Source organism: Ensifer sp. WSM1721 (genome assembly GCF_000513895.2).
Lineage (GTDB): Bacteria > Pseudomonadota > Alphaproteobacteria > Rhizobiales > Rhizobiaceae > Sinorhizobium.
Map to the genome: position 1 here is coordinate 24,314 of NZ_CP165785.1, position 13,160 is coordinate 37,473.

Sequence of the window (13,160 nt, forward strand, 5' to 3'; positions counted from 1 at the left end):
ATCAAAGCTCCTGCGCGGTCGGGCGGAACACGATCTCGTTTACGTCGACATCCTCCGGCTGGCTGATCGCGAAAGCGATCATGCGGGCATAGCTGTCCGGCTTGAGGTCGATCTTGCCGACGAAATCCTGGTTGGCGGCCTGCACATCCTTGTCGCTTATGTGGTCGAGCAGCTCCGTTGCCACCGCGCCCAGCGAGATGACCGTGGTGCGGATGTTGTAGGGAGTGACTTCCTGTCTCAGGCCCTCGGACAGCGCGCGCACGGGTCTCCTCGCTCAACTCACCTGAAGTCCTAAAGCTGAATCGGATGCGAAGCGCTCGATCACTGCTGGAAATGCACTAGCCGCCTGAACGCTGATTGGCGGCATTTTCCCTTCGTAGCCACCGGCAGCTTTCAGAGCGATAAACGGCGTGTCGTAGTTGCTGTAATGGGGCGCGTTTATCGCTTGGCACGTAAATGGGGTCTTCCTCAATTTGTGTGGTGATGAGAATTGTTGAGCGGCAGCATGCGTGCTCTGAGGAGCTCCGGGCCTGCTCTGCCATACATCGCACGTTTGATCGTCTTCAGGCGGTTGATCTGGCCTTCCGCCTGGCCGTTGCTCCAGGGCAGTTCGATGGCGTTGGGGACGGCGCCGATGTCACGGCGCAGGACCCGCGCGAACCGGACAATCGGCGTGACCCCGGAGCTGACGGCATCGTCGATCCAAGCGTCTAGCTTGCTCGCTTCACGGCTGCGGAGAATGCCGCGAAATCGTATGGCAAGGCCGCGCATCAGGGTAAACTGATGTGATCCCTGCTTCAGGGTATCCACCTTCCTCGCCTGATTGATTGTCAGCATGCCTCGCGGCTTATGCACAGGGCAGCTGCGATAAACTGGCGAGATCACATGGCCGCTCTCCGGATCGCGGATCGGCACCGCATCGCGAACTGGTTGATTGATCTGCGCCGGCGACGCACCGTCCGTGCCCGACCTCTCGGCGCGGCGCCAGCTTGCGAGAAGCCGCTCGAGGTTCGAGACACCACCCGATCGGCGCAGGGCCGCGTTGAAGCCGACGTCACCCTTATATTTCGAGGCGTTTCTCAGCGCGTGCCGACCGCGCCTGCGCCGTGCTGCAGCGTCGCGAGTACGTAGGATGCCGCCGGTGGCGGCAGCGGCTCAGCCACCATCGCGCCGCCGCGGCGTCATGAAGTGTCACCGGCATAACGGGCTCCCACGAAGTTGCCCGAAGGTACGGGGCCACTCCCGCGGGTCGTATTTGACGAGCAGGCGACGGTTCGAGCGACCAACGTCGGCGCTAAAGCGCAGCTGACCAGTAAAATGGCAAACGACAGGTCACATTTTCGGATAATCCGATGTCCCATTCTTCGGGCGGAGACTCTAGATAAGCCATCATGCGACTTCGCTACCTTGAACCGCTGTCTTGAAGGCGTTCTCGCCGCCTTGGACTGTGGTCACCATATTGATCCTGCCTATCGGCTGATTACCCACAGACAAGGCAGGAGTGAGCAGCTCGGCCCTGTTGCAGATTGACGCCGCACTACCTCCAGGTCGTAAAGTCGCTCCGTCCGAAACCTAAATTGAGAATATAATTGCAGAATCATGCGCTTACAATTTATTATTGCATCAAATCTGAGTTCAGTATACGTTTGTAATTGCTAAATTAGATTGGCAAATAGAGAGCTATCAAATTTGGGTCGATGTGGCGAACTCAGTTATCCAGAGAGTGCTCGTCGGTTCAAGCCGAACTTCTCAGAAGATCTTTAGCATCCGAACATATGTTTACCGCAGTATAGTAATCGCCGAACGTTGATTCTGCTGATGTTGGTATCCGCGATTGGGAGGGGGAATGGCCTGAGTGCTGTTTCGAGTTCATTGGTATGCGATTCACCTTGCAATCGGCATTATCGGGTATACGCCAGAACTAGTGTGCTCTGCGGTTATAACGCCACGGCCGAGCTGGAATCTCATCACATTTCAGGTGTTGCCACTTCCTGAGCTTCCGCCATCGCCAAACGCAACGCCGCTTTGGAGCGCTCATACAAATACCAAAAGACACTGAGCCGCGATGACTATCCGTTTACGAGCGCCGTTAGAAAGGCGGAGCAGGCGCGTGGATCGGGCATGCGCCCGATTGGCAAAATCTCAGGAGATATTTTGAGTCAATTCTACAAGGCTCATGCGGTTGATCCAGGGGATCAGTTTCGAGTGTTGGTACGTGAGCAGTGATCTCATCAGCCTGAGGAGGGCTAGGCTCATGACTCGACTTAGATTGACTAAATTCTTGGCGCCGGTGTTTCTGGGCCTCACAACTTCGGTTTACTGTACGAGTGCCCTTGGGCACTCCGTTTTGGACCCTTCGGAAGAGGCGGCGCTCATGCGGTCGGCAGATGCCTCCGAAAGAGTTCTCCGGATGAACCGGCTTCAGACTAACGAGGTCGGAGCGGGCCTTCGGCAGCAGGCATTCTTTACGCTCTTCAAAGGCCAACTGGAAGCTGCGGGTTTGAGTTCCAGCGATCAGGCAGCGGCTCTAACAAGCGGGCCACTTCCTGCGTTCCCATATCCGGCCAAGCCAGAGCTTATGTCCGTTGGAGCACCTCGTACGCTCACGGTATTGGTGGACTTCAAGAACATTAAAGCGAGCGACGCCCTCCCGGGTTTAACCTCCGACCGAATCTCCCAGAACATATATGGGAGTGGTACAGCGAAGGCTGCCTCTTTTTTCCCCTATGAGAGTGTCCATGAATACTACCGCCGTGCCTCCGAAGGTAAGCTTAACTTGCAGGGCAACGTCCGTGGCTGGGTGCATCTCACGGGCGATCGCGAACACTATGAGCCGAAATATCCCGCCGGCGTGACCGAGCAAACGAAAGCAAGGATCGATAATCAGTCTCTATTTGATCTAATTTCGGAAGCGCTTGATCAACTTGATGAGGAAACCGATTTCTCAAAATACGACAATGATAATGACGGCGATATTGACTTTCTAACGGTAATGTACGCCGGTCCAGACAATGGGTGGGGAGGCTTTTGGTGGGCCTACAGATGGGAGTTCTTTGTCAACGCTGCGTCGAGCAAACGCTTCGACGGAAAACGGCTTAAACAGTTCGTGTTCCAGTTTGTCTCCGTTCGGGAGAGTGACGACTTCGACCCGGTAACCCTTATCCACGAAACAGGCCACGCGCTGGGTCTACCCGACTACTACGATTATTGTTCATCGAAGCGATTTAACAGGGGCCTTTGCTCTCCATCAGTGAGTAGTCCAGGACCAGATGGAGGTGTCGGCGGGCTTGACGTCATGGACGCCAATAGGGGCAATCATAACGCGCTAAGCCGATGGCTATTGGACTGGATAGTTCCGAAGGTAGTGCGGCCTGGATCGGAGGAGCGAATCGTGCTGGAGCCATCCGGATCAGATCAAAGTGGCACCAAAGCGGTGGCAATCTTTCCGGGCCTCACCCCAACCGTTACACCAGGTCAGGAGCTTTTTCTCCTGGAGAACCGCATGCGGGTCGGAAATGATGCAGGCGCGGCCGATATGCCGGGCGAGGGTCTGCTCATTTGGCATGTTGATTCGCGACCCAATGCAAGAAACACCGATTTCGTCTTTGATAACTCATTTACATTCCCGAAACTAATACGCTTAGTAAGACGTGGTAAGAAAGACGATTTTGGTGACGGCGAACCTGCCACTGGCCTTGACTATTTTAACCAGGGAGACGCTTTCACACCGGAAACGGTGCCGAGCACAGTTGGCTATGACGGTAAACCCACCCACATCGCCATAGACGAGATTGGCGTAATAGACCAGCGCATATCGGTTAGGGTCGGCTACCGAGGCACTGGGGAGCCCGTTGTCGCGGAAGGTGTCGCTGGAGATGGCCCACTTTCAAGGCGATTTGGCACATTAATAGCATCTCCACCATTTCCTAACTTTGACTTATCGGCACTCAATAGTCTGGAGCGTGACACGAGGCTTGCCACACCAGCCGAGCTCGCCCGGATGTGGAACGAGTACAAAACCCTAATCGATCCTAATGCGCCAATAACGGAGGCAACTATCGCGGCTGAATTGCTGATCATGTCGTGGGCGGCCAAGGACGGCAAAGCTGCTGTTACTGCATTGCTAGAGATGGGCAGGACTCCCTTTGTTGAGCGCGTGTTTCCCCAAATTATGGAAGCGTGGGTCTCGAATGATCCAGCTGGAGCAGACACTTGGTATCTCGCACCAGAGCAAGCTGAACTGAGGACTGGCGGCTCGCTCATTTCAGGTGAGAACTTCGCGCGTGAGTTGTTCCAGTGGCGCTCAGCTGACAATCCCTCAAACGCGGCCTCCGCAATAGACCTTCTTTCAAGCGCCTCCGAGATCTATGGTGCAGTTGCTGGCCTGACGAACGCGGCAGAAGTAGCCGGGGCAGACGCCGCGACGGTGATCAAGAAACAACTCCAGGGTTTGACAAAACGCGCTCCCGAAGCTGCTGCAATTGCCAATCTTCAGGAGGCGCTCGACAAAGTGGCAGCAGAAATTCAAGACCTCAACATTCCAAAAGATGACTCCTTTGCGGCTCCGCAGTTCAACTATGAATTGGAGAACCGACTTCGGCGGCTTGGTGTTCAATAGATCAGACAAGGGCCACACTCAGTGCTGCCGTCTGCAATGCAAGGGACGCGCTTGCCGCAGATCCACGTTTTGGCATTCGCCACCGTCACTGTGGTGGGGAATAGAAGGACAAAAGGAAAGCAGCACCTGAACAGCAATCGCGGAAATGTCATTCTTGTATTGCGATCGAGCCGCGACGATCACGCCGCTTATATTGCCAGTTGGATGACCGTCTTGCATGGCGATAAGCGAGCCATTTTTACGCTGCATCCCACGCCGAGCGAGCTGTTGCTTGACCGTAGCACTAGAGGTGAAGCGTATCTTAGTAAAATGACTCATCATATTGACACATTGAAAGTAAGACGTACATTTGGATCTTGACGGTTATATATTTCGGGAGGGGAATATGGTTGCTCATAAGAGGGTGCAGCGGCTGATTTTCTTTGCCTACTGTTCCGTTATATTTCTGGGGCTGAACGCATCAGCATATAGCTATCCAGTTTTGGATGCAGTTCAAGGCTTACCCAATCCCGAGCTTGTCACTGTGTATCCGGACGACGCCGATAAGAATCTCTACTATTTCGTGCCAACTTCAGTTTCCTTGGTCCGAGATGAGGATGGAAAACCACGCCTTGGCGTCCAGTATTGGGGGTTGACTGCGCCGGATCCGGAGGGTGCTGGCGCTGCTCTTACTTTCAGCGTCAGACCGGCCTACGACAAGAAAGTCGTCGACGACGTCGCGGCGGCGGTCAAGAATGTCAATCCCAATGCTTCATTTGCATTTCCAACGCTGGTTGATAGCAAAATGGAGATACTGCTAAACGGAGCGTTCCACAGTAAAAATCAAGATACAAGCGAACCATCGGTCAAGGGCGGGACAGTTGATGCGACCCAAGCCTTTACCGTTTCACTCACAAACATCGGTGGCCGTGCATTCGCTCAGGGTGTGGCACCAGACAGCGACGTGCTCGGAGCAAGATATACATTCAAGTTCACGGGCGTTGAGAAGCGCCTTCATGCAAAGATAACTGTATACACCAAGCGCGTCTACGATCATTTCAAGGCGACAGCGAATACCTCGTCTTGGTGGGGAATGGTGAAGACGTCATGGAGCGTCGACTGGCAAAAACTCGTCAACGAAGGCTCCATCGTCATAGACATCCTCGAAGGGGGCGAAACCGATAAGGATGCCTACATGCTCGAGGTATTTAAATCTCTCGTTGAAGCCAAAATAGGAGAGAAGGGTATGTTCGAACCAAAGCTCAAGCCGGGAGGTATTGCCTCTGCTCCAGAAGCATCGAATTGGGGCTGGGGCTTCTCCGGCGGCGGTGGTTGGGAGCATCTCGAAGAGACCGTGAACTTTGCTTTTGAAATCAACACCCAAAAGCTGGCGGATCGCGAGTTCTCGGTAGGTCTTAGTTTCAATGCGGTCTGTGCTAGGTACCCCGACAGCTTTGCAGACCTTACGCTGGTGGGGAACCATTGTATTGATCAGGCGAGTTTCGGCGCCACCGCCAAGGCGCTTCGCGAGTGCGTGGATGCAAAGCTAGAAAGACTTCTGAAGTTAAAAGAAGAGGGAAAGATTTCTGACGCTGTGTGGGAAAAGCAGACGGAAAAGGCTATGGATGATGTATGTATTCCCGAGGATCGAATTAGCGCTGCTATGGGAGTTGAATTTGATGCAAACGGCTTAGCGAATATAGAGGAGTGCATTGGTCATCAATTGTCGACCCTACGCAGCTTAGCCGACGCAGGCGAGATCAGCGGCGAGACTTGGGAGCGCTCTACCATTTCCGTGCTCAATATGCCGTGCCGTTCAGCTTCGCTGCAGCCGCCGGCGTTACAAAGCGTGACGTCAGTATTTCGAGGGCTTCAGTGATCTAGGTGAGGGAGCTACTATGGACGTCCGTGCAGCCGTGCTCTTGGCAGGAGCGGTCATCCTCACCCCGTTCAATGGGGCCGGCGCGCAAGAGGCCGAAACGGTTGCTGTGGACGAGGCGTTTGCGTCAACGGTCGCGGTCTATAGGGACGCTCACGATCGCAACACGTTTTACTTGCTGCCAATAATCGCTCACGTGGCCGTTTCGGATGGCCTCACCAAACTCGGAGTTCAATATTATAGGGCAGAAGGCGAAGAGTTGCTTTGGGCTGCATCTGTTACAATTTCCGTCACATTGGATGTGCCAAGCGAGACACTTTCGAGTCTGACAGGAGCACTGACGCCAGCTGGTGGATCACCGCCAAGCTTTGCTCCTGCGCCGATCACAGTCGCGACGTCAGTGTTTTATTGGAAATCGTCGACAACGCCGCAGGTTGTGAAGCTGGATGAAAATCCGGGTGACTTCGCCTCTGGCTCAACGATTGCGCTTACATTCGAGTTGAAAGAGACGCGATCAGAGTTGGAGCGAATACTTTCGGGCGGCGATGGTGGGCTCGGCATAATGCTTGAGATTCAGCCGAGCTTACAACTGATTGAGCGTAGAACGGCAGTCTATAGTGGCACGACGATAGCAGATGAGTTCGAGAAACAAGGTATTATATCAGCGCTTGATCAAAGAGCCGATAGTCGCATTCTACAGTTTATTACAAGCCATTTTTCCGGGGCTGGAGCCGCTGAATACGCTGCGGCTAGAAAATGGGTAATCGGTCTGGTTGGGAAGCCGAGTCCGGTAAGAAATAAGGACGGGGTACTTGTCTATGGCTGGGATTTGGCGCGTGAAGACTTGCTGTCAAAGTTGAGGTCGCAATCTGAGATTCAGTTGACGTCGACAGTCGAACGAGGCGATGTAGAACGGCTCGCCGCGATACTTATGTTGGGTGATATGTGCAAGAAATATGTCAGTAATATTGTTAATCTGGAGGATGGGACTGCAGGTTGTAACGGCCTGAAGTAAATGTCGGAGGAGGGAGGATGTCTCGTTTCGCTCGGATGTTATTTGTAATGGTCATCGTCGCGTTCGCGCGATCGACTGGCGCAATGGAATTGTCGGGCGCGGATGGACTGATTGATTTCGATTCAATCGTAGGATTCTCTGAACCTAAATCGATCAGTGTGTTTCGCTCAGCCGATCCTGGCGACCATTTGTATTTTATTGTCCCAAATTCGATTCGGCTGCAGCAAAACCTGGACAAAACGCCAGAGTTTTCTCTTTTCCACCGGAGGTCATCTGCTGTTAAGGAAGGCTACGCAACCTTCAGTCTCAAGCCGTTCATCGATGCGGAAGACCTCGAAGCAATCGTGTCAGGAATAAGGGCAGCTGATTCGCAGGCTGTGTTTGGCGTGCCCCAACCGATTATGTCCTCGTTCTATATTACCGGGCCCGAAATGGGTACGACCGGTCTAACAAACGAGAATGATGCCGGTAATCCGCTTCTGACGAAGAGTGCGTTCTCAGTGCCTGTTTCCAGCATTGCAGTTCGCGCCTCGCTACTACCGGCCTCGTACAAATTTCCAATATTCACGATCGGGCATGTCTTTGTGCTCAAGGGCACATCACGGGATTCGCAAGGTGTGACCCAAGTAATCCAGCGGAAGTTTGTAACCTCATTCGTGATGTATGGTGTCTGTGCGTTATCCCCCGAACTGGTCGTTGACCTGGATACCGGCAAGAGTGGCTGCACGGAGCAGCGATATTCGCGAACGACCATAATGAAAATTCAGCAAGGTTTGGTGCTTGCCGGCTATAGTCCCGGGAAAGTGGACGGGGTAATGGGGCCAAACACGGAAGCCGCGATCCGAAAGTTTCAAACGGATCACGCGCTCATTGTCGATGGCATCCCGTCTGCCAAAATCCTGGAATTGTTGCAAGCTGGCTAACTGCTGTCCCCGGTCGTTTGCAACGGTGGGGCGATCATCGCACCGCTGTATGATCGCCGCCCCCTGTATGACTGTGAGATGTATTTTTGGGGTCATTAACAGATGAAAAACCAGTTCTTAACGGCTTTGCCCGCGTTTCTTTTGGCACTTTCCGGCATTTTGTCAGCTGCGGCGCAGGATACCGGCCAACCTTCGGGGAATAAGAGCACCTTTAAAGGAAAATTGGTACTCCAAGATCTTGTCCCCCCAGACGATCGAAAATTTGAGTTGGCAGAAGATCTCGAATACATCGACCCAAAGGGAGTTCACTGGTATGCAAGATCCGGCCTCATTTTTGATGGCGCGTCAATTCCCAGAGCGCTTTGGGCGGTAGTTGGGTCACCCTATACCGGCACCTACCGCCGGGCGGCGGTCATGCATGATTTCTATTGCACGCATCTTTATCGTCTTTGGCAGGACGTCCATCGGATGTTTTATGATGCCATGATCTCTGATGGTACCAATCCATTTAGAGCGAAGCTGATGTACTATGCCGTCTACCGGTTTGGTCCTCGATGGGACCTGGAAGAAATTAAAACGTGCCCGGATAATGTCGCCTGCGCAAAGCCCGGTGATATTCAAGTTCAGAAGTTCACGCCCGAACTCGATGAGCACGAGGCAATCGCCGAGCTCGAACGAGTGAAAGCAGAACTCATCAAGGACGATACTACTACCCTAACAGAGCTGGAAACGTTGGCTCGCGCCGAGCCAACCATTCCGTACAATCAATCGTCGGAACGATTTTCAGACAATTGGCCGGATGCAATGAACCGTCAAAAGTCGCCGCATTATGTCGCGCCAGAAGCAGAGCCCTTACAAGACGTCCCCTAGACGCTCTTGGCGATGCCAATAAACCGAAGAGCATCCAGGAACTCGTTCCGCCCCGCTCAGAGAACGTAAGCGGCAAGCAGACCCGGTCTGGCGGAGAGGGTGAGCGGTCGGATATCGGTAACGGGCACTCCATTGGCACGCATGCCATAATAGAAGTTTTGATGCGTATCATGAGCTGTGCGGCTCTTGGTCTCGCAGAAGTAATGAAGTAATCGTGGATAACCGACGCCTTTAGATAAGCGCCCTCGAACGGCCCTCCGATGATTGACCGGAGCGCTTGCGGGATGGACGCTCCATCCACTTTTGTCCCCTTGGGAACCTTCCACTTTAGCCCATTAGGATCATCGAAGCTGAACTCACTTGAGAGCTCAAACAGGGGACGCTGGCCTGCATCGATGAACTGACCCGCTGGTCCGCTGGAGAAGGTCCCGAAGAACTCGGCCCCTTGGGCTTTAGCGACTCCGCAACCGACCAGCACTGCGGCAGTTAACAGCCACTTGGAAAAAATCACTACCCCTGCGAGCTGCGCCGGCGACACATTCCTTTGACCTGATCTTTCAGAAGCTTGGAAGTAATTGTTGCAAGTCATTTCTGTTGAAGATCTGCATGTTGCGGAATTGCAGCTCATTGATTGCCTCGTTGGCATTCTTAATAGCACTAGCAGCCCTGCTGGGGCGCCGTGTTGGTCTGCCTCTGTCGCGTAACTCGGCCGGTTCTACTTCTTCGTCCTGAACGGCGATACCAATAGTGACAGTATGAATGTCCTCTCGCCAATTGGTAGATTCGGCATCAACGACTACGATCTTCAAGTGACTTGCGGGGTCGAGCTCGGCATGAGGTGTGACAGAAAACTTATTCTTAGTCGTGAATTCGATCTCATCCGCGAGTTTGTTGACCTTTGGTTGATCGCTGTCAGCATTGCCAAGTATATGGTCTTCGTTTAGGCGCCAAAACGTGTCGACTATTTCCTGAATCCCTATGTATCCTGTTATGGGATATGCGTAGTTTCTTTTGCGCTCGAACTTCCCATTTTTGGAGTAGGGTTCGCATCTGGGCGGATTCGTGAATAGTTTATAAAAAGTGTCTTCCACTCTAAACTGTCGCTGATTGCGGCGCGTGCGCTCGTTTGTCCCAGAAATGCCAAGATTAAAAAAACCACTGCTCCAGGTATCATTCAGGGTCGCACCAAGACTATTTGTGCTGTGCTGCGACATATCGAAATTGAAGTCATAGACAATTGCGGCATTGGCGTAGAGATCAACTTTCTTCCGGATCGCAACCGGGAGCCTGCGTCGATCGAACTGAGCAATAATGCTTGGGTCTTTTTCAATTTCGCTAATTATATGCGGTGAAACATTGCGGCTAGTGTCCTTTAAATACGCTAGTAGTTCGGAGAAGACAGCATCCCGCGCTTCGCAGCGGATTTTCGTAACGATGGCATAGGTATTCAACCGGGTGACATCTTCCGGAAGGGGTCTAGTAGCGCAACTCGATGCAAACACTGCCGTTGCTGCCAACGCGGCATAATATCTCATGAGCACCCCCGTTTGCCTAACCCCTCATTAGGTCCTGCTAATGATGTCGAATTCGCCGAAAAATTGCAACTTTAAAGGTTAGTCACGCTTGTTCGTGGAACAGGACGGCTCAGCGTGCCCTCAACTGGTATTCGTTGGCGGGGCATCTGCTAAAAGATCTCGCGTCGCAGGGATGCTTACTGAGTAGCGAACTTGGTATCTAAGCGCCAGGCCTTGCCGCTTTCTTTCGAAGGTCGGATGCGACTCTCAGTCGCGACGAGCAAGCAGCCCCAATTGTAAGGGCCGCTACGAAGGTTGTTCACGATTTGAACTAAAAAGATCGCATTATGTATCGTCGGGAACTCCTTCACTGCGCAGGCGAGGCAGACCTGTGAAGCCCAATTGGTAAACCTGAAGGCGCCTGCTTGCTCTTCGCTTCCTTTACATTCGCCCTGGCGATGCTCACACTCGGCGGAGGAGAGAGGGCATCCGTTGGGAGGCGGTCATGGTTTCACATTCCGACCACATCCGTGAGATCGAGCGCGTCGGCCGCGGCCTTCCTGTTAGCCGCGACGATATGGTCGTGAAGTCGTGGCTGCGCTGTCTCGAGCATCACCGGCTCGACCCGGCACAGACCTGTGAAGCCTATATCGTGCCGGGACCGCGGCTCAAGGAGCACCGCCAGCAATCGGAGGATCTCATCAGCATCGCCCGCTCCGGGCTCGAGCACCTGCTCCGGCAGGTAGCGGGACAAAACTACGTGCTGCTGCTTTCCGACCGGCAGGGCGTGACGGTCGAGTTCCTCGGCGATCCGCTCTTCGACAACAACCTGCGCAAGGCCGGACTCTATCTCGGTTCGGAGTGGTCGGAATGGCGTGCCGGAACCTGTGCCGTCGGCGCCTGCCTCGAGACCGGGGAGGCGTTGACGATCCATCAGACGGATCATTTCGACAACACTCATACGCCGCTCTCTTGCACGGCGGCGCCGATCTACGACGCGCGCGGCGAGCTTTCCGCCGTCCTCGACATTTCGCTCTTGAGTTCGCCGATCCAGAAGGCGAGCCAGAACCTCGCACTGCATCTCGTCACCGCGACCGCCAGACGCATCGAGCTCGCGAACCTCATGGCCCAGGCGCCTTATCAATGGGTGCTGCGTTTCTCCCGCTCGCCGGAATTCCTCGACGTCGACCCAGAGGCGGCGATCTCAATCGACGGCCTCGGGCGCATCGCCGGTATGACCCACGGAGGGGCGAAGATCCTGGCGCGCTCGACCGGGCTCGACTAGCGCGATCCGCGCCAGCTTATTGGCGAGCCGGTATCGCGCTTCTTCGACATGGAGATCGACGACCTCCCCGATCTTACGCGTCGGCGTCCGACGCAGGAGCGGCTCGTCTTCGCCCGCGACGGCAATGCGCTCTTCGCCCATGCGATCGAGCCGCATTCCCGCACCCGCGCTCCGGCCGTCTCGCGCGAGCAGATTCCGCTGCCCTTGCGCCGGCTCGGCGGCGATGCTCCCGAAATCGTTTCGCTTCAGGTCAAGGCGGCGAAGCTTGCGCGCGCGGGACTGCCGATCCTCATCCAGGGCGAGACCGGGACCGGCAAGGAACATCTGGCACGCGCCATCCACGAGGGCAGCGGCCTCAAGGGCCAATTCGTCGCGATCAATTGCGCCGCAATCCCCGAGCAATTGATCGAGAGCGAGCTCTTCGGTTACCTGCCGGGCGCCTTTACCGGCGCCTCCACCAAGGGCCGCAAAGGCCTGATCGAACAGGCCGACGGCGGCACGCTCTTCCTCGACGAGATCGGCGACATGCTGCTTGTCCTGCAAAGCCGGCTCTTGCGCGTGCTTGCCGAGGCCGAAGTGCTGCCGGTCGGGGGAAGCGTGCCGCGTCCGGTCCAGATCCGCGTCGTCTCGGCCTCGCACCGGCCCTTGCAGACGCTCGTCGCGCAAGGGGCTTTCCGCGAGGATCTCTACTATCGGCTGAACGCCGCGACGCTCTCGCTTCCGGCCCTCAGAGACAGGCCGGACTTCGAGTGGATCGTGGCTCAGATCCTGGCGCGGCATTCCTATGGCGAGCGCGAATTAACGCTCTCTCCTGCGGCGCTCGTCGCGCTCAAGTCGCACGATTGGCCCGGCAACATCCGCGAACTCGATAACGCCATCGCCGTCGGCGCCGCGCTCGCCGAAAACGGCGTCGTGGAGATTGGCGATTTGCCGGACCACCTCGTCGCGAAGGCCGGGGCTGCCGGTATGGGCGACGCCGGTGCGGCCCTGGGCCTAATGCTGTCGGCCTGCGCCTGGAACATCTCCGAGGCCGCGCGAAGGCTAGGCCTTGATCGTTCGACGGACCCCCGTATACGG

At 55.0% G+C, this 13,160-nt stretch carries 6 protein-coding genes and 4 pseudogenes; 6 read left to right on the forward strand and 4 right to left on the reverse strand.

The genetic code is table 11. The features are described 5' to 3' along the window. Window position 1: 1 nt before the first annotated feature. Window positions 2-262, reverse strand: a pseudogene (locus M728_RS28430) (SDR family oxidoreductase); the annotation flags it as partial. A 206-nt stretch (window positions 263-468) separates the two neighbouring features. Beyond that, window positions 469-1,101: pseudogene (locus M728_RS28435) on the reverse strand (transposase); the annotation flags it as partial. A gap of 1,309 nt (window positions 1,102-2,410) precedes the next feature. Between M728_RS28435 and M728_RS28440 the strand changes: the two are divergent. The 5 genes from M728_RS28440 (at window position 2,411) to M728_RS28460 (ending at window position 9,284) form a co-directional block, all read left to right on the forward strand. Further along, on the forward strand, window positions 2,411-4,618 hold the full coding sequence (locus M728_RS28440) for a M6 family metalloprotease domain-containing protein (RefSeq protein WP_198023432.1): 2,208 nt from the start codon (window positions 2,411-2,413) through the stop codon (window positions 4,616-4,618). Window positions 4,619-5,003: 385 nt separating this feature from the next. Continuing rightward, window positions 5,004-6,476, forward strand: coding sequence for a hypothetical protein (locus M728_RS28445; RefSeq protein WP_026622731.1), 1,473 nt, complete (start codon window positions 5,004-5,006; stop codon window positions 6,474-6,476). Between the two features lie 19 nt (window positions 6,477-6,495). After that, complete coding sequence (locus tag M728_RS28450; protein ID WP_026622732.1) at window positions 6,496-7,491, forward strand: hypothetical protein; 996 nt, start codon at window positions 6,496-6,498, stop codon at window positions 7,489-7,491. A 17-nt stretch (window positions 7,492-7,508) separates the two neighbouring features. Continuing rightward, window positions 7,509-8,414: a peptidoglycan-binding protein gene (locus M728_RS28455; protein ID WP_026622733.1), complete on the forward strand. Its 906-nt coding sequence runs from the start codon at window positions 7,509-7,511 to the stop codon at window positions 8,412-8,414. 102 nt (window positions 8,415-8,516) lie between these two features. Next, window positions 8,517-9,284 (forward strand): DUF1353 domain-containing protein, encoded by a 768-nt coding sequence (locus M728_RS28460; protein WP_051441033.1) that lies wholly within the window; start codon window positions 8,517-8,519, stop codon window positions 9,282-9,284. Between the two features lie 250 nt (window positions 9,285-9,534). Here M728_RS28460 and M728_RS28465 read toward each other — a convergent pair. After that, window positions 9,535-9,930 (reverse strand): annotated as a pseudogene (locus tag M728_RS28465) (DUF1353 domain-containing protein); the annotation flags it as partial. Further along, complete coding sequence (locus M728_RS28470) at window positions 9,842-10,819, reverse strand: hypothetical protein (RefSeq protein ID WP_034884395.1); 978 nt, start codon at window positions 10,817-10,819, stop codon at window positions 9,842-9,844. The gene M728_RS28470 and the pseudogene M728_RS28465, both read right to left, overlap by 89 nt. 484 nt (window positions 10,820-11,303) lie before the next feature. Between M728_RS28470 and M728_RS28475 the strand changes: the two are divergent. Beyond that, a pseudogene (locus tag M728_RS28475) lies at window positions 11,304-13,145 on the forward strand (sigma-54-dependent Fis family transcriptional regulator); the annotation flags it as partial. Window positions 13,146-13,160: the final 15 nt, after the last annotated feature.